This window comes from Gottfriedia acidiceleris (assembly GCF_002128425.1).
Lineage (GTDB): Bacteria > Bacillota > Bacilli > Bacillales > Bacillaceae_G > Gottfriedia > Gottfriedia acidiceleris.
In genome coordinates this window covers 1,555-20,308 of the sequence record NZ_NESS01000007.1, presented here as the reverse complement: position 1 = coordinate 20,308, position 18,754 = coordinate 1,555, and the positions used below count along the sequence as shown (strand labels likewise).

Genomic DNA, 18,754 nt, shown 5'->3' with positions numbered 1-18,754 from the left:
ATAGGATGGCATAATGCCTCGTTTAGGTTATATATGAAGCGAAAATTAGATTAATTAAACCATCTAGTTTTCAATACTCTTCTTTTGGAGAATGAACTAGCTTTACATAGTGAAAAATATTTCCATTGAATTAACAACTTCTTATTCAACAGCACGAAATAAACTTTAGTTTATTTTGAATTTGTTATAGTATAGAGTTATAATAATACGTTTAAACAATTAAGTGTTTGGAGTTGAACTATAACGATGAGATGTCCAACGTGTAACTTTAATGGGACAAGAGTACTTGATAGTAGACCAGTTGATGATGGTCGTTCAATTAGAAGAAGACGTGAATGTGAAGAATGTCAGCATCGTTTTACAACTTTCGAGCGAGTTGAAGATAATCCTATTTTAGTTGTAAAAAAAGAGGGAGCTCGTGAAGAATTTAGTAAAGATAAGATGTTAAGGGGACTGATTAAAGCGTGTGAAAAACGCCCTGTCTCTTTATCTCAGCTAGAAGACATTATTCATAGCATTGAAAAAGAACTGAAAAATAGTGGAACATCAGAAGTTCCGAGTGAAGTTCTAGGCGAAATGGTAATGGAGCATTTATCTAAGGTTGATGAAGTTGCATACGTACGATTTGCGTCTGTTTATCGTCAATTTAAAGATATTAATGTATTCATTGATGAATTAAAAGATTTAATTAACAAAGAGCGAGGTAAAGACGAATAATACTTCGCTCTTTTGATACAAGAAAGGAATGTTTGAATGTCTATTGATAAGCAACATTGGATGGATGTTCTACCTGCGGATCCTTATACTGTAATGGCAGCTGGGTATTTACATAATTTTCATAGGCAAGTATTGACGATGTTGTATCAACCAATAATTGGTAGTCAAGCTTTAAGTTTATATATGACACTATGGAGTGAATGTGAGCAAACGGACCTTAATCCTAATACGTTAACACATCATTCTTTAATGCTTGGAATGAAAAGCAATTTAAAATCAATTTATGAACAAAGATTAATCCTTGAAGGAATCGGCTTACTTAAAGTTTATGAAGGATTTGAAAATAGTACAAAAAAGCTTCTTTATGAGCTTCAATCTCCGCTAGATCCTCATTCTTTTTTCGAAGACCCTATCCTAAATATCTTTCTATTTAAAACAATTGGAAAAACACAATATCAACGAACTAAAACCTTTTTTAGTAGACAAGCATTTTCGAAAGAAGGGTTTCGTGAGATTTCACGTTCATTTGATTCGGTATTCCAAGCAATTACAGTTGAGCAATTAAATGAAATTCAGCAAAGTAACGATCTTTCTACGTCTAATGATACTAGAATTTTACAAGATAATCAGCCAATTAAAATATCTGTCAAAATGGAAGAGTTTGACTATGCTTTATTTTTAGATGGACTTTCTGATTCGTTTGTTCCAAAAAGAGCATTTACTACAGAAGTAAAAGAAACTATTTTAAAACTTGCATTTTTATATGGAATAAATCCAATCCAAATGAAAACGATTGTTATGCGCTCATTAAATGAAAATAATAAAATTAATATTGAGACTCTTCGACTTGAAGCAAGGGACTGGTATCAATTCCAACATCATGAAGCTCTGCCTACGATCGTAGAAAAGGTTCAACCAATCCAGCATAGGCAAATGGTCCAGGAGCCATTAACTCAAGAAGAAAAATTAATTCATTGCTTTGAAACAATATCTCCTCGCAGGTACCTTAAGGAGATATCTGGTGGAGCTGAACCAAGTGAAGCTGATTTGAAAATTATTGAAGAGATTATGATTGATCAAAAGCTTCTACCTGGAGTCGCAAATGTGTTAATTGATTATGTAATGATCCGTTTAGATAAAAAACTTTCTAGAAATTACGTAATTAAGATAGCTAGTCATTGGGCACGAAAAGGTGTAATAACAGTTAAACAGGCTATGGATCTTGCACGTAAAGAGTTTGAAGAAACTAAACAGAGTGCTACTGCTGCTAAAGCTCGCTCAAGTAATAGGCGAAATAAAACAATTCGAACTGAGATTGTACCTGACTGGCTTCAATCAAATGAATCGAATGATTCACAGAATGCACAAGCAACTCAAAATAAAAATAATGATTCTTCGATAGATGAAGAACGAAAACGATTAGAAAAAGAACTAGAAATGTTTAAAAATAAAAAGAAACGTTAAATGGGAGGACGCTAATGGAACCTATTCAAAACGCATTTAGTGCATTAATGAAAAACAAACAATTCCAGGACACATTTCAAAAAATGCGACAAGAAGTCCGTAGTCACCCAAAAATAATTTCGTTTTTAGATGAGCACAAAAATGAAATTACGGAACAAATGATTGATAGTAGCCTAGTTAAGCTATATGAATATATTGGACAAAGCGTAAATTGTGAAGATTGCCCATCTTTTAATGAATGTAAAAATATGGTGCATGGTTATCATCCTCACTTGATTATTCAAGGCAAACGCATCGATGTTCAATATGATCGTTGTCCAAATGGTGTTAAAAATGATAAACGCAAAAAACATGAGTCATTGATAAAATGCATGTACTTACCAAAGGACGTGCTTCAAGCTTCAATGTCAAACTTGTCTTTAGAAGACCCTGGCCGTTTTGAAGCAATTTCTGCTGCAAGACAGTTTATTATGAACTATGAAAAAGGAAAAATGGCTCAAGGTTTATATTTACATGGTCCATTTGGGGTAGGAAAAACGTTTATTCTTGGAGCGATAGCAAATGAACTAGCAGAGGAAGAAATAACTTCTATGCTTGTTTATTTACCAGAATTTTTACGTGAACTAAAAAGCTCTATTAGTGAAGGTACGTTAGAGGAAAAAATTGAAGCTGTTAAAAAAGTGGAAGTTCTTATGTTAGATGATATTGGTGCAGAACAAATGTCTAGTTGGGCAAGAGATGAAATATTAGGCACCATTCTTCAATACCGTATGCTAGAAAAATTGCCTACTTTCTTTACATCTAATGCTGATTTAAATCAGTTAGAGCATCACTTAACATATTCTCAACGCGGAGAAGAAGAAAGAGTTAAAGCAGCACGTATTGTAGATCGAGTTAAATTTTTAGCAAAACCAGTTAAGATTTCGGGTTCAAATTTAAGACATTCATAAAAAAAACAAAAAATGGCGTAAAATCACAAATTACTAAGTGATTTTGCGTCATTTTTTAATTATTTCTTTAATATATATAGGACTAGGTGGTGCTAGAAAGGGGGGAACAGGGTGATTGAAATTTTTTTCAATGAACCCATTGACGCAGCTTATGTCTACGAACGATTACAAAAACGCTTAAAAAAGCAATCGAGACCATACATTTTAAGAAGACACAAAATCAATACAATTTTAATCACATTTCCTCAAAACACTGAAGATTTAATAAAAAGTATTTTAGTTCCGACACTAGTACAATTTATTTTACTTCAAAAAGAAGATAAATGGATTCAATCCATTTTACATACATCTTTTTTCTATGAGGAAGACGAGCAAAGTCAAATCATACCTATTGCACAGTCATTATTAAGAGGAACGAGAAGAAGCATACCAAACCAGAAAAAAATTCGTAGAAGTAAGAATTTAGTTTCATATGCACTTTCTGAGTATTTAAAAGATGGAGTAAATTTTAGCTTCGATTCATTTATTACATTTCGTTTGAAGGAATATTATAAGCAGTTAGCCTACGTTTGTGAAATTGCAATAGATGAATACAAATTAGAAAACGAATACCAGAATCTTATTGAGAGCTTAAGACAGCAAGTACTTAAAACGGATGCGCTTATTCCTCATGTGCATATAGTGTTTGATGGAAAGTTTAGCGTATATGATCATCTATTTTTACCAATTTCTAAAGATATGTTAAAAGAATATGGTAAACAAGTGGAAAATAGGGAATATATAGACAACGAATTAATTTTGCCCTTAACGGCAATTGCACCTAAAAGAATTCATTTATACACTTCATCAGTCGATATTTCATTAATCATAACACTTCAAAATATCTTTCAAGAAAGAGTCCTAATACATACATTACAAGAGTTTTCAAAGGAAAAGCTGAAATGAAAATTTATAATAAAAAAAAGCATTGTCATAAATAAGTTTCTTTGATATAATAAATTTCGTTGCGAACAAAGCATACGAATATTGACAACATCATGTCGCTATGTTATAGTAACGAAAGAAAAGAATACTTATTTGTTGAAGAAGAAGCACCCGCTTCTCACCTGGATGACGCCATATGCTGTTATCAGGTAACAGAATCATTAATTACTTTGATACTGTCAGTGTGGGTGTATTTATATACCCACACTTTTTTGTTGGGTTATGATTGCTTCAACGATACAAATTAAGATCATTCTTACAATACCTTGGAGGTGTTTTACTATTAGCAAAGACATGATGGTAAACGATGGAATTCGTGCTCGTGAAGTTCGATTAATTGGTCCTAACGGAGATCAACTTGGAATCAAGACAAAACAAGAGGCTCTTGAGTTAGCTTCGAATGTTAATCTTGATCTAGTGATGGTAGCACCAACGGCAAAACCACCTGTATGTCGTATTATGGACTACGGAAAATTCCGTTTCGAGCAACAAAAGAAAGACAAAGAGAGCCGTAAAAACCAAAAAATTATTAGCATGAAAGAAGTTCGTTTAAGTCCTACAATTGATGAACATGACTTTAACACAAAGCTTCGTAATGCAATTAAGTTCTTAGAAAAAGGCGATAAAGTTAAAGCGTCTATTCGCTTCAAAGGACGCGCTATTACGCATAAGGAAATAGGACAAAGAGTACTTGATCGTTTCTCAACTGCTTGTGCAGAAGTTGCAACTGTTGAGTCACACCCAAAAATGGATGGTCGTAGTATGTTCTTAGTTTTAGCACCTAAAAACGAAAAGTAATTTATTTGAGGAGGAAACACGATATGCCTAAAATGAAAACTCACCGTGGTTCAGCAAAACGTTTTAAAAAGACTGGATCTGGTAAATTAAAACGTGGTCGTGCATACACTAGCCACTTATTCGCTAACAAATCTACAAAAGCAAAACGTAAATTACGTAAAGCTTCATTAGTAAGCAAAGGCGATTTCAAACGTATCCGCTTTATGCTTACAAACATGAAATAAGAACGATAAACGTATTAGATAGATATCTAGGAGGGAAACAATATGCCAAGAGTTAAAGGCGGTACAGTTACACGCGCTCGTCGTAAAAAGGTTATTAAATTAGCAAAAGGTTATTACGGTTCTAAACATACATTATTCAAAGTTGCAAACCAACAAGTTATGAAATCATTAATGTATGCTTACCGTGACCGTCGTCAAAAGAAACGTGATTTCCGTAAATTATGGATCACTCGTATCAACGCGGCTGCTCGTATGAACGGACTTTCTTACAGCCGTTTAATGCACGGATTAAAATTAGCAGGTATCGAAGTTAACCGTAAAATGTTAGCTGACCTAGCTGTTGCTGACGAAAAAGCATTTGCTGAATTAGCAAACGCTGCAAAAGCTAACCTAAAATAATTTCATTTAAAAAATCCTTAACATTTGTTAAGGATTTTTTTTCACTTTAAAGTATAAATTGGCAACGAGGAAGTGAATTCGACGTGGTATCCAATTTTAGGAATAAAGTATAAGTGCAACTAAACCTCTGTCTTCGCCTTAAGCCTTGCCAATCGGCAAGTTTTCTTTATTTGAATAGATTTCTTAAACGAAACTAAATTCTTTTTTCATGTTATTAACGTTTGATTCATGACAATATTTTGTGAACCCAGATGGAAATAAAAACTCTTTTTCTAATGAATTTATTTCTGCCTCATTATTATTCTGTACAGCTTTTTGAAGTCTTTTTAAGTAACTTCTACCTAGCTCAATTCGTGCAGCAATCTCTACTTTATTTGATGAAACTTGACCGTGGCCTGGCACTAACAATGACAATTCAAACTTACCAATAAGTTCTTCTGCCTTATCTAAAGTATTGTAATAACTTGTTACACTATCAAATACAATTGGAAGTTCAAAGTCAGATAAATAATCCCCTGTAATCCATATTCTTAAAGTCTCAATATAGAGGAATAAACCATCTTTAGTATGACCAGGAGAATGATAAAATCTTAATGTTGTCTGTCCTATTTTAATTTCCTGACCATCTTCCCTAATAATCAAATCAATTTTTGGAAATTGAATTGGCCAGGCGTGATTAATATAATTATCATTGTAAAATTGACGAATTTTAGATAGTTTAATTTCTTTTTCAGGATGGTTGTGTAAATTTTCACTACCAATCGTCTTTGCATTAGGAAATGCATAATAACCTATAATGTGATCAAAATCTCCATGTGTAAAGTATAAATAAATTGGACGTTCATTTTTAATTAATTCAACAAACTCTTTTATCTCATTTATTTCGTGTGGTAACCAAGTTGGATCAATAATAATGATACAATCGTCGGTTGTTACAACGGTTGAGTTTGTTTGATATAATGCACTTTGAAATACTGTGATATTGTCATTTTGAAATAGAATCATTGAATTACTCCTTTATATAATTTTTAGAAAATTATGCTGATACTTAATATTGTATCAAATAAAAGTAAAAACCTTAATGAATTAACTACAAATGAGTCAGTCCATTAAGGTTTTATCTATAGTCAATGATTATCTTGGAAAGAAATTTGGCTTAAACGTTGTATCATCATATCGTTTATGAAATATATCTGTTGTAGCAGGCGACATAGGAGGGATTAACCATTTCCAATTCCCAGTTAAGTCACGTCCACATGATTCTTCTTGTTTTTCAAATTGGAAAAATTGCTGTGCAGCTGAATGATGATCCACAATGCTAACACCATTTTTTTTATATGAATATAAAACGGCTATATTTAATTCAACTAGTGCACGATCTTTCCATAGTGTACTATTTCTTTTTGTATCTAGGCCGATAATTTTTGCTACTTTAGGCAAAAGATTATAACGAAATTCATCAGCAAAATTTCGAGCACCGATTTCAGTTCCCATATACCATCCATTAAAAGGGGCAGCACTATAAGATAAACCACCAATCTCTAGAATCATATCTGATATCATCGGAACAGCATACCATTTAGTATTTAGAGAGGAAAAATCATATTCAGGGTGTTCGATCGGTACTTCAAGTACGATTTCATTCGGAATCGTAAAAAAGTTTGGTTCATGATTGTCTAGGGAATAAACAATAGGCAAAATATCATAGTTAGTTCTATTACCTTTCCAACCAAGGCTCTCACATTCCTTTGTAAACTTGATCGATTTTGGGTCTCCAATTATTCCATTTTCTGTTTCATAGCCAGCATATCGTACAAGCTGGTGATTATGGATTTTAAAAGAATTATTTGTTCCTAGATCTGGTTTGAAAATTGTAATTGTAGGGAGAATCTTACCTGAATTTGTAGCATATTTTATATGATGCAATATGTCGTGCTCTAAACTTTTCTCATCGTTAATATGGCGAGCATCTAATACATGAAGCTTATCCCAAAATAGTCTGCCGATACAGCGGTTACTATTGCGCCACGCCATTTTCGCACCGTGCTCTAACTCCTCATAAGTATGAGTGTAAAAGCCAGTATCTCGAATCTCAGCTTCGATACTTTTTAATCGTTTTTCTATTTGATCGGATTTATCGAGTTCCTTATAGCATTGAGATATAAAGTAAAATGCTTCTTTATATAAAGCAGAAGTTGTAATCATATTAATCTCCAGATGGTTATTTTAAAAATCTAGTAATAATTTGTAAGCTTCATTATTATACCCCACAAATAAATTGGAGAAAATTAATATAAAATTTATATGTTTTAATACGAGGGTCGAAGAAATATCTAAAAATTTTGTCAAAAGGAATACCAAATTGTATAATGTTATTTGTACATAATCTTAATAAAAAAAAGGATGGATGAGTTTGTCTACTTTAGATGCAAAGTTACAAATGTTAAAAGAACTAACGGATGCAAACGGCGTAGCTGGATTTGAACATGAACCACGTGAAGTAATGAGAAAATATATTACTCCACTTGCTGATGAGGTTGTAACTGATAACTTAGGTAGCTTAATTGCAGTTAAGACCGGAGACCCGAATGGTCCAAGAATTGAAGTTGCTGGACATCTTGATGAAGTTGGATTTATGGTTACACAAATTGATGACAAAGGATTTTTACGTTTTCAAACAATTGGTGGCTGGTGGTCGCAAGTAATGCTTGCTCAACGTGTTACCATTACAACTAAAGAAGGTAATATTACAGGTATTATTGGTTCGAAGCCGCCTCATATTATGAGTGCAGAAGCAAGAAGAAAAGTAGTAGATATTAAGGATATGTTTATTGATATTGGTGCTTCAAGTAAAGAAGAGGCATTAGAATTTGGGGTTCGTCCTGGAGACCAAGTTGTTCCGTATTTTGAATTCCAGACGATGAAAAACGAAAAATTATTATTAGCAAAGGCTTGGGATAATCGTATCGGTTGTGCTATTGCAATTGACGTTTTAGAACAATTACAAGGTCAAGCACATCCAAATATTGTATTTGGAGTTGGAACTGTACAAGAAGAAGTAGGACTTCGTGGTGCAAAAACATCTACATATAAAATTGAACCAGATATCGGTTTTGCATTAGATGTCGGTGTTGCAGGTGACATGCCAGGTGTATCTGAAAGAGAAGCACAAGGTAAATTAGGCAAAGGCCCACAAATCGTATTATATGATGCATCAATGGTGTCTCATAAAGATTTACGTGAATTTGTAGTAAATGTAGCGGATGAAATTGGAATTCCATATCAATATGAATCAATGCCTGGCGGAGGAACTGACGCTGGTTCAATGCATCTTACTATGAAAGGTGTTCCAGCATTAGCAATCACAATTCCAACGAGATATATTCATTCTCATTCTGGTATCCTACACCGTGATGACTATGAAAATACAGTTAAATTAATTGTAGAAGTAATCAAACGATTAGATCGCGAAACAGTAGAGCGTTTAACATATAACTAAGAAAAAGGGGCTGCTGCATCAGTCAGGCTAACTGACACATGGGGCGCCTTTTTTAGTTTAGTTTAATTACGAACACATATATTGTCTCAGAGGGGTATCACGGAGATGTTTTCATTTGTAGTTGATTTAACAATCATTCCTGTAGAAAAAAATAGTAGATTTCTATCCATTTTTTAACCGATCAGATAAAAAATTAAGTAATTTTGCAAAATTTCCATAATGTATATAATTTTATCTTATTTTTAAGTCGTATTCCCTTAACCGGTATGGGTATTTCTTTATCTTATTTGCGATTCTTGCGATTTTAATTGCTCTTTTTCTATTTTATTTGCGATTCTCTCACACTTATTTGCAGCTATACTGAATTTTTTAACTACTCTTTTTTATTTCAGTTTCCAAGATTTTATTTGGATTGAATATACTTCTAGACACCGTCTTTTTGCTACTGCCCAACCATTTTTTTCCAGTTTTTCTACCTTTAACGTTATCGAACTGAAATAAATTGTATTATTCCTTTAACTAGTTTGAAATAGTTTTGTCATATCTTATTGTTATCATGAATACACGCTTTTCAAATATGGATACTCGGAAATAGAGTTTTAAAAATGAATTCTTATGGATTTTTTAATGCTATTAAATAATATTTTAGACTCCAATTTTGTATATGGAGTTTATTAAGGAGCCAAGACTTATTAGTACTTGGCTAATTTTTTTTATATAAAGTGAATCCTTATTTAAAATATGGAAAAGCATAATAAATAATAAAGTTTTGAGGTGAGTTAATGAAAGCGAAAGTTAAAGTGAAAAACGTAACAAAGGTTTTCGGTAAGTCTCCAAAGAACGCCATAAAGTTACTAGAAAAGGGATATTCAAAAAAGCAAATATTAGAGCAGACAAACTCAACAATCGGGGTAAATAATGCGAGCTTTGATATATTCCCAGGTGAAATTTTTGTTGTAATGGGACTGTCAGGTAGTGGTAAATCGACCTTGATCAGAATGCTAAATCGATTAATTGAACCAACTACTGGACAAATCATGATAGACGATGAAGACATTGTAAAAATGAATCCTCAGCAGTTAAGAGATGTCCGTCGTAAAAAAATTAGTATGGTATTTCAAAATTTTGCGCTATTTCCGCACAAGACAATTCTTGAAAATACTGAATATGGTTTAGAAATACAAAATATTTCTCAAGAAGAAAGAACAGAAAAAGCTATGAAGTCATTAGAAATAGTTGGCTTAAAAGGATATGAGCATCAATTCCCATCACAATTAAGTGGTGGTATGCAACAACGTGTTGGACTTGCAAGGGCACTAACGAGCGATACGGATATTTTATTAATGGATGAAGCATTTAGTGCGCTCGATCCATTAATTCGTAAAGATATGCAGGACGAATTATTAGAACTGCAAGAGACGATGAAAAAAACGATTATTTTTATTACACATGACCTCGATGAGGCCCTTCGAATTGGAGACAGAATTGCTCTAATGAAAGATGGTAACATCATGCAAATTGGTTCTCCTGAAGAGATTATGGTAAATCCAGCAAATGAATATGTTGAACGATTTGTAGAAGATGTAGACTTATCAAAAGTATTAACGGCGGCTCATGTGCAGAAGCGTGCTGAAAGAATTACGCCTGACCGTGGACCACGTGTAGCTTTACAAGTAATGAGAGACCAAGGTTATTCAAGTATATTTGTTGTTGATCGAAGACAAAAGCTACTTGGAGCAATTACAGCTGATGACGCTTCAAATGCTCTTATAAAAAATAAATCGGTAGAGGAAGCTATGCAAAAAGACATTGTGACTGTTAATGAAGATACTTTATTAACGGATGTAATCGGAGCTCTTGCAACTTCTGCTCTTCCATTAGCTGTTGTAGATGAAAATAATCGATTAAAAGGCGTTATTATCCGTGGTGCAGTTATCGGTGCATTAGCGGGTAAAACAGACGATTTAAATATAAAGGGAGGTTAAACATATGGGTATTCCAAAAATTCCATTAGCAGAATGGATTGATAAAATTGTAGATTTGATTATTAAAACTTTCCACCCTCTATTTGGTGCTATAACCAACATCACAGAAACCCTTTTAAATAACCTTGTTAAAGTTTTAGGACTTGGCCCATCAATTATTCTAATATTATTAATTTCATTACTTGCTTTTTACACAAGTAGGTGGACAGTTGGACTGTTTACGTTACTTGGATTGTTATTAATAGATAATCTTGGACTTTGGGACGCTACAATTGATTCGTTAGCATTGATCTTATCATCAATTGTTATTACGGTTGTAATTGGAATTCCTTTAGGGATTTGGACATCGCAAAACGATCGAGTGAAACAAGTGCTTACACCAATACTCGACTTTATGCAAACAATGCCAGCGTTTGTCTATTTAATTCCAGCGATTCTCTTTTTCGGAATTGGTGTAGTTCCTGGTATTTTAGCTTCTGTCATTTTTGCAATACCACCAACAATACGTTTAACGAATTTAGGTATTCGAGAGGTTCCAAATGATTTAATCGAAGCATCCAATGCCTTTGGATCAACAACATGGCAAAGACTCTTTAAAGTACAGTTACCTTTAGCAGCACCTACAATTTTAGCGGGTATAAATCAAAGTATTATGCTTGCATTATCGATGGTCGTTATTTCTTCACTTGTAGGCGCTCCAGGCTTAGGTGCAGAAGTTTATCGTGCTGTAACCCAGATTAAAGTAGGGGAAGGATTCGAGGCAGGAATATCAATTGTTATCGTTGCGATTATTCTTGATCGAATTTCTCAAAATCTTCGTCAACCTGCTTATGGGAAAAAGTTTGCCAAAAAATATGTTTATGGATTAATTGCATTAATCTTTTGTATTTCCGCCATTTCAGTTGCATTTACAGGTAGTAAAAATCAAAAAACATCTTCAAATAAAATAGGTGCACAAGTTAATTATGAAATTACCGGAATTGATCCAGGAGCTGGGTTAATGAAAGCAACTGAAAAAGCGATGAAGGATTATGGCTTAAAGGACTGGACTTTAAAAGAAGGATCTTCAGCAGCGATGACTGCTGAATTGAAAAAGGCATATGAAAATAAAGAACCCATTATTGTTACTGGATGGACACCACACTGGATGTTTTCGAAATATAAGTTAAAGTATTTAGAGGATCCAAAAGGGTCATTTGGTAAAGATGAATCAATTCATACAGTAGTCAGAAAAGGATTAAAAGAAGACATTCCTGGTGCGTATACAATTTTAGATAACTTTTCTTGGAAACCGTCTGATATGGAAGAAGTGATGAGTGATATTCAAGATGGTATGAAACCAGAGAAAGCAGCAGAGAAATGGATTAAAAAGCATCAAAATCAAGTTAATAATTGGACGAAGGATTCTTCAAAAGGAAATGGTGAAAAAATTAGTCTAGTTTATGTTTCATGGGAATCTGAAGTTGCTAGTACAAATGTCATTGGAAAAGTTCTAGAAAACGAAGGATACGACGTCACATTAAAACAAGTTGAAGCAGGACCGATGTTTGCAGGTATTGCAGATGGGAGTGCAGATGCAATGGTCGCAGCTTGGCTTCCGACAACTCACAAAGATTACATGAATGAATATAAAAAACAATTAAGCGATCTTGGTCCAAATTTAAAAGGGACAAAGTTAGGATTAGTCGTACCAGAATATATGAAGATAAATTCGATTGATGATTTAAAGGGTAAAACGAAATAGCCAAATAAAAGGACTAACGATGTTAACGTTAGTCCTTTTCTATGTTTTTAACAGACTACATTACTGACTTACTCCATTTTCTAATACTGTAAGTAGTTCATGTTTTTGATTTTCAGAAGCGTGATTCCAAAAAACTTCAAGAAGTACACCTAAACCAGGTAATACTTTTTCCTCGCCACTTTGAATAGCATCTACAATTGTTGCTTCTAATTGATCACTTTTATTACCTGAAATATTGTGAAGAACTGCTCCGCGAATATTAAAATTCATTTGGATTCTCCTTTCATATTAAGCTTTATGTAGTATTTGTAAACGGAAACGATTTTATGTATGATAAACGATATGATATACGATGAAAGGTAAAGGAAACTTATGAAACAAATTGATTCCATACAAAATAATTCTGTAAAGGCTTGGAAAAAACTACATACAAAAAAAGGAAGAGATAAAGCTAAACAATTTATCGTAGAAGGTTTTCATTTAGTAGAGGAGGCAATTAAGCATGATGCACCGATCCTCCATTTACTAATCAGTGAAGATATTGATTTACCTTCTAATTTTTCAACGGGGTCATTTGATATTACATATATATCAAAAGAGGTTAGTAAGGAGTTAAGTGAAACAGAAACATCACAAGGTATTTTTGCAATTATTGAATTTTCTTATGTAAGAATTGATTTTGAGAAAGTGTCAAAATTATTATTAATTGATGAAGTTCAAGACCCAGGTAATGTTGGAACAATGATTCGAACTGCGGATGCTGCTGGTTTTGATGGCGTTATTTTAGGCTCAGGTACGAGTGATCTTTATAATGCTAAAACAATTCGATCAACACAAGGATCTTTATTCCATTTACCAATATTACGTGGTGATTTAGTTGAAGCAGTTTCTAATTTAAAAGATAAAGGAATAATTGTTTACGGAACATCTCTTCAAAACGCAAAACCATTTAATGAAGTTAAAACTACAAATCGTTTTGCCATTATTGTAGGAAATGAAGGTAAAGGTGTGAATTCAACATTACTTTCATTAACTGATGAAAATCTATATATACCGATTTATGGTAGAGCTGAATCATTAAACGTTGGCATTGCTGCAGGGATTCTAATGTATAGTTTGTGAGGCATTGAAAATAATTGAAGCCTACTTTTAAGTTTTCTGGTCATAATAAATGAATCAATTCATTATAGTAAATAATTGTTTTTATGCAGTTGCATTAATTGAAAAAAATCAATATAATTAATTAAGAAAATTTAATACATAAAAAGCTTTGACAGAGAAGAGTAAATTTGAATCTCTATTTTAGGGAAAAGGTGCCGTAGACTGTAAGCACTTTTATAGTAGACCAAATTGAATTCACCTCTTGAGCTAGCGCCGGGACCATTTTTAAAATGTAAAGGCGACTCGGTCTATCTAAGTAGATCGTTATATGAATGAAGTGAGCAGTTAGTTTTTAGTTAATAATAACTGTTAATTAGGGTGGTACCGCGATCAATCCTCGTCCCTTTTTTGGGAGCGAGGTTTTTTTATGTTTAAATTTATGAATTTGAATAGGAGGATTATTCATGCAAGAACGTTTAGTTTCTTTACAAGCAGAAGCAATTAAGCAAATAGAAGATGCAAAAGATTTAAAAGCATTAAATGAAATAAGAATTGCCTATCTAGGAAAAAAAGGTCCAATTACTGAGGCAATGAAAGCAATGAAGGATTTATCTCCTGAAGAGCGCCCAAAAATGGGAGCTGTTGCTAATGAAGTACGTGCGGCAATCCAAGAAAAACTTGAAGCAAAGCAAGTTGTATTAGAACAAAATGCAATAAATGAAAAATTAGAAAGTGAATCAATTGATGTGACACTTCCAGGAAGACCAGTTCACGCAGGTGGAGCACATCCACTTAGAGCGGTTATTCAAGAAATTGAAGATTTATTTATTGGAATGGGATATGAAATTGCAGAAGGTCCAGAAGTAGAAAAAGACTATTATAATTTCGAAGCATTAAATTTACCTAAAGGTCATCCAGCACGTGATATGCAAGATTCATTCTATATTTCTGAAGAAACATTAATGAGAACACATACTTCACCTGTTCAGGCTAGAACAATGGAAGCAAATGGCCAAAAAGGACCAATTAAAATTATTTGTCCTGGTAAAGTTTATCGCCGTGATGACGATGATGCGACACACTCTCATCAATTTATGCAAATTGAAGGTCTTGTAATTGGCGAAAACATTTCAATGAGTGACTTAAAAGGTACTTTACAACTTTTTGCGAAAAAAATGTTTGGTGAAGATCGTGAAATTCGCTTACGCCCAAGCTTTTTCCCATTTACTGAGCCTTCAGTAGAAATGGATATTTCTTGTATGAAATGTGGAGGAAAAGGCTGTAACATGTGTAAGCATACTGGATGGATTGAAATTTTAGGTGCGGGAATGGTACATCCTAACGTACTTGAAATGGCTGGGTATAATCCAAAAGAAGTTCAAGGATTTGCTTTTGGTATGGGTCCAGAACGTATTGCATTATTAAAATATGGTATTGATGATATTCGTCATTTCTATACGAACGATATAAGATTCTTAAAGCAATTCCAACAAATGTAAGGTAGGAGGGGACAAAACATGTTTGTATCAACAAAATGGTTACAAGAATACGTTGATTTAAGTGGTGTTACACCAGATGAACTTGCAAAATTAATAACAAAAGCAGGTATTGAAGTTGAAGGTGTAAATCATCTTTCAGAAGGAATTAAAAATGTTGTTGTTGGTTATGTAATGGAACGTGAACAACATCCAGAGGCAGATAAATTATCAAAATGTACTGTAGATGTTGGAGAAGAGCAACCAGTACAAATTATTTGTGGCGCACCAAATGTTGCTAAAGGTCAAAAAGTGATCGTGGCAAAGGTAGGCGCTGTTTTACCGGGGAATTTCAAAATTAAAAAAGCAAAATTACGTGGTGAAGTTTCTGAAGGAATGATTTGCTCTCTTCAAGAATTAGGAATTGAAGGCAAAGTAGTTGCAAAAGAGTTCTCAAATGGAATTTTTGTTTTACCAAGTGATGCTGAAGTAGGAGCAGATGCATTAGACGTACTATATCGTGATGATGCAGTATTAGAACTTGGATTAACACCAAACCGTGCTGATTGCTTAAATATGATTGGTGTTGCCTATGAGGTAGCTGCAATTTTAGATCGTGACGTGAAACTTCCGGCAATTAGCGCTGAATCAGCTAAGACTGCTGATTATGTTTCAGTTTCAATTGAATCAAAAGAAGATGCACCATATTATAGTGCTAAATTAGTTAAAGGTGTAAAAATTGGTCCTTCTCCATTATGGATGCAAGCTCGTTTAATGAGTGCTGGTATTCGTCCAATTAATAATGTGGTTGATATTACGAACTATATTTTAATTGAGTATGGTCAACCATTACACGCGTTTGATTTTAACAAATTAAATAGTAATCAAATTATCGTTCGTCATGCGAAAGAAAACGAAAAGATCGTTACACTTGATGGTGAAGAGCGCACATTACAGCCACATAATTTAGTGATCGCAACAGAGAAAGAAGCAGTTGCAGTTGCAGGTGTAATGGGTGGTCAAAGTACTGAGGTTGATGCGGAAACTGTAGACGTTTTAATTGAATCAGCTGTTTTCAGGGGTCAAAGTGTACGCCAAACTTCAAAAGACTTAGGCTTACGTAGCGATTCAAGTGCTCGTTTTGAAAAAGGTATTGATGCTTCACGTACATTCCCTGCTTCTGAACGTGCTGCTCAGTTAATGGCTGAACTAGCTGGTGGAACAATTGTTGAAGGTACAGTAATTGCCGACAACTTAGTTGAAGATGCTAAAGAAGTTTCAGTTTCTGTAAGTAAGATTAATGGTGTTCTTGGTACATCAATTGATGCTGAGACAGTAAAAGATATTTTCCGTCGCTTAAGACTAGAAGCTACCGGGAAAGGTGAAGTATTTACAGTTACTGTTCCAAGTCGTCGTGGCGATCTTTCAATAGAAGAAGATTTAGTTGAAGAAGTAGGAAGACTATATGGCTATGATCATATTCCTGCTACTTTACCAACAGGTGTTGCTAGTCGTGGACAATTAACACCTTATCAAGCAAAACGTAGAAAAATTCGTCAATATTTACAGCATGCAGGTCTTTACGAAGCTGTAACGTATTCTTTAACAAGCAATAATAAAGTTAAACGCTTTGCGCTAGAAACAGTAGATGCAGAACCTGTACGTCTAGCGTTACCTATGAGTGAAGAACGCAGTGAGCTACGTTTCAGTTTAGTGCCACATTTACTAGATGCTATTGCATATAATGTTGCACGTAAAGAAGAAAATGTTCAATTATTTGAAACAGGTTCAGTATTCTTAACAAAGGAAAAGAATGAGCTTCCGCATGAAGAAGAATATTTAGCAGGAGCATTAACTGGTTTATGGTTGCAACATGCATGGCAAGGCGAGAAAAAAGCTGTGGATTTCTATGTTGTTAAAGGTATTTTAGACGGTTTATTTAATGAATTAGGTTTATCAAATAAAATAACTTATCTTGCTGCTAAGAAAGAAGAATTACACCCAGGACGTACTGCAAGTATTTTATTAAACAGAGAAGAGATTGGTTTTATCGGTCAAGTTCATCCTGTTACACAAAAAGAGTGGGATCTTAAAGAAACTTATGTATTCCAATTATCTCTTGAGAAGCTATTAAATACTGAATTTGATGATATTTTATACAATGCAATTCCTCGTTTCCCATCAATGAACCGAGATATGGCTTTAGTAGTTGATTCGAAAGTATTTGCTGGTGATATTCTAGCTACAATTCGTTCAACTGGTGGAAGACTTCTAAAGGATGCTACAATCTTTGATTTATACGAAGGTGATAAAATGGAAGCTGGTAAAAAATCAGTTGCCTTCTCATTAACATATTTCGATCCAGAACGTACTTTAACGGATGAAGAAGTAACAAAGGCTCATTCAAAAGTATTAAAAGCAGTAGAAGAAACACATAATGCTCAACTAAGAGGTTAAATTAGATTACTCTATTCTATTGACGATATAGAATTTAAATCGAGTTGTAAATTATAAATAGAAAGCAATGTTTTAGGACTAAAACAAAGCATACTCAATTAATAATAAACGTTTGAAACCGGAAATCCTAGATTTCCGGTTTTCTTTATAGGTGAATATTCTATTAGATATTTTTAATAGAGTATTCACCTATTTTTTGCCTCATTTTTATGGTGTGAATGAACCAATTTGTCCTTTTTTTATACAATAAATTGTACAATTAAAATTTTTATGAGAGGTGTATTTTTTTGCCACTACCACCATTACCACCACGATTTCCACAACCATCACAACAACCAGAAGAACCAGATATGTCACTAAATACAGATCCTTCAGATTCGCCTGTAACAAATTCTCCTTACTCACCTAGTTATTCATTTGGTTCAAATGAATCAAATGGTTTAATTGGACCAATAGGACCAATAGGACCTATGGGCCCTACTGGACCAACAGGTGCAACAGGTCCTCGAGGTGAAAGAGGTAAGCGAGGTAAAGACGGAGATGATGGTGACAGAGGTCCAAGAGGTCATATGGGACCAATGGGGCCGATGGGACCAATGGGGCCGATGGGACCAATGGGACCAATGGGACCAATGCCACCAGTTGAATTAATCCCACCTGGTCCAACAGGTCCAACAGGTCCAACTGGACCTTCAGGAGGCCCACCTGGTCCAACAGGTCCAACAGGTCCAACAGGCCCAGCTGGCCCAACAGGCCCAGCTGGCCCAACAGGAGCAGACGGAGCAACAGGCCCGCAAGGTATACCAGGACTATTAGGTCCTACAGGTTCAGCAGGTCCAGCAGGAGTACCCGGCCCAACAGGTCCAGCAGGTCCACAAGGAACACCTGGTCTACAAGGTCCAACAGGTCCAGCAGGAGTACCCGGCCCAGCGGGAGCAACAGGAGCAGATGGAGCAA

16 protein-coding genes, 1 pseudogene and 2 other annotated features are annotated in these 18,754 nt (G+C 34.3%); of the genes and pseudogenes, 14 read left to right on the top strand and 3 right to left on the bottom strand.

The window, feature by feature from the left end:
* Positions 1–246 precede the first annotated feature (246 nt).
* From nrdR to rplT, 7 genes are all read left to right on the top strand, one after another.
* Positions 247–717 (top strand): transcriptional regulator NrdR, encoded by a 471-nt coding sequence (gene nrdR / locus B6K90_RS14055; protein WP_088013419.1) that lies wholly within the window; start codon positions 247–249, stop codon positions 715–717.
* 36 nt (positions 718–753) lie between these two features.
* The gene (locus B6K90_RS14050) at positions 754–2,181 is read left to right on the top strand and encodes a replication initiation and membrane attachment family protein (RefSeq protein ID WP_088013418.1); all 1,428 of its coding nucleotides are present in this window, start codon (positions 754–756) and stop codon (positions 2,179–2,181) included.
* 14 nt (positions 2,182–2,195) lie between these two features.
* A complete protein-coding gene (gene dnaI, locus B6K90_RS14045) occupies positions 2,196–3,131 on the top strand; it encodes a primosomal protein DnaI (RefSeq protein ID WP_088013417.1) in 936 nt (311 codons plus the stop codon).
* A 111-nt stretch (positions 3,132–3,242) separates the two neighbouring features.
* Complete coding sequence (ytxC, locus tag B6K90_RS14040) at positions 3,243–4,076, top strand: sporulation protein YtxC (RefSeq protein WP_088013416.1); 834 nt, start codon at positions 3,243–3,245, stop codon at positions 4,074–4,076.
* A gap of 132 nt (positions 4,077–4,208) precedes the next feature.
* Positions 4,209–4,335, top strand: a sequence feature (ribosomal protein L20 leader region).
* A 74-nt stretch (positions 4,336–4,409) separates the two neighbouring features.
* A complete protein-coding gene (gene infC, locus B6K90_RS14035) occupies positions 4,410–4,913 on the top strand; it encodes a translation initiation factor IF-3 (RefSeq protein ID WP_069034593.1) in 504 nt (167 codons plus the stop codon).
* 23 nt (positions 4,914–4,936) lie between these two features.
* On the top strand, positions 4,937–5,137 hold the full coding sequence (gene rpmI / locus B6K90_RS14030; protein WP_025568429.1) for a 50S ribosomal protein L35: 201 nt from the start codon (positions 4,937–4,939) through the stop codon (positions 5,135–5,137).
* Positions 5,138–5,179: 42 nt separating this feature from the next.
* Positions 5,180–5,536: a 50S ribosomal protein L20 gene (gene rplT, locus B6K90_RS14025; protein WP_025568430.1), complete on the top strand. Its 357-nt coding sequence runs from the start codon at positions 5,180–5,182 to the stop codon at positions 5,534–5,536.
* 183 nt (positions 5,537–5,719) lie between these two features.
* Here the strand turns inward: rplT and B6K90_RS14020 are convergent, their stop codons facing one another.
* Both B6K90_RS14020 and B6K90_RS14015 read right to left on the bottom strand, forming a co-directional pair.
* Positions 5,720–6,541: an MBL fold metallo-hydrolase gene (locus tag B6K90_RS14020; RefSeq protein WP_088013414.1), complete on the bottom strand. Its 822-nt coding sequence runs from the start codon at positions 6,539–6,541 to the stop codon at positions 5,720–5,722.
* Between the two features lie 129 nt (positions 6,542–6,670).
* Entirely contained in the window at positions 6,671–7,741 is a 1,071-nt protein-coding gene (locus tag B6K90_RS14015; RefSeq protein ID WP_088013413.1) for a nitric oxide synthase oxygenase, read from the bottom strand.
* 202 nt (positions 7,742–7,943) lie between these two features.
* Between B6K90_RS14015 and B6K90_RS14010 the strand changes: the two genes are divergently transcribed.
* From B6K90_RS14010 to B6K90_RS24445, 3 genes are all read left to right on the top strand, one after another.
* Positions 7,944–9,035 (top strand): M42 family metallopeptidase, encoded by a 1,092-nt coding sequence (locus B6K90_RS14010; protein WP_407920524.1) that lies wholly within the window; start codon positions 7,944–7,946, stop codon positions 9,033–9,035.
* A gap of 782 nt (positions 9,036–9,817) precedes the next feature.
* A complete protein-coding gene (gene proV, locus B6K90_RS14005) occupies positions 9,818–11,020 on the top strand; it encodes a glycine betaine/L-proline ABC transporter ATP-binding protein ProV (protein WP_088013411.1) in 1,203 nt (400 codons plus the stop codon).
* Between the two features lie 4 nt (positions 11,021–11,024).
* Entirely contained in the window at positions 11,025–12,764 is a 1,740-nt protein-coding gene (locus tag B6K90_RS24445; protein ID WP_088013410.1) for a glycine betaine ABC transporter substrate-binding protein, read from the top strand.
* Between the two features lie 60 nt (positions 12,765–12,824).
* On the opposite strand, the gene sspI is transcribed toward B6K90_RS24445, so the two are convergent.
* The gene (sspI, locus tag B6K90_RS13995; protein WP_025568436.1) at positions 12,825–13,034 is read right to left on the bottom strand and encodes a small acid-soluble spore protein SspI; all 210 of its coding nucleotides are present in this window, start codon (positions 13,032–13,034) and stop codon (positions 12,825–12,827) included.
* 102 nt (positions 13,035–13,136) lie between these two features.
* On the opposite strand from sspI, the gene B6K90_RS13990 reads away from it, so the two are divergent.
* The 4 genes and pseudogenes from B6K90_RS13990 to B6K90_RS24440 form a co-directional block, all read left to right on the top strand.
* On the top strand, positions 13,137–13,886 hold the full coding sequence (locus B6K90_RS13990; RefSeq protein WP_088013409.1) for a TrmH family RNA methyltransferase: 750 nt from the start codon (positions 13,137–13,139) through the stop codon (positions 13,884–13,886).
* 139 nt (positions 13,887–14,025) lie between these two features.
* Positions 14,026–14,273: a binding site (T-box leader), on the top strand.
* A gap of 56 nt (positions 14,274–14,329) precedes the next feature.
* Complete coding sequence (gene pheS / locus B6K90_RS13985) at positions 14,330–15,364, top strand: phenylalanine--tRNA ligase subunit alpha (RefSeq protein ID WP_088013408.1); 1,035 nt, start codon at positions 14,330–14,332, stop codon at positions 15,362–15,364.
* An 18-nt stretch (positions 15,365–15,382) separates the two neighbouring features.
* Positions 15,383–17,797 carry a phenylalanine--tRNA ligase subunit beta gene (gene pheT, locus B6K90_RS13980; RefSeq protein ID WP_088013407.1) on the top strand — a complete coding sequence of 805 codons (2,415 nt, stop codon included), beginning with the start codon at positions 15,383–15,385 and terminating at the stop codon, positions 17,795–17,797.
* Positions 17,798–18,084: 287 nt separating this feature from the next.
* Positions 18,085–18,754: pseudogene (locus B6K90_RS24440) on the top strand (collagen-like protein); the annotation flags it as partial.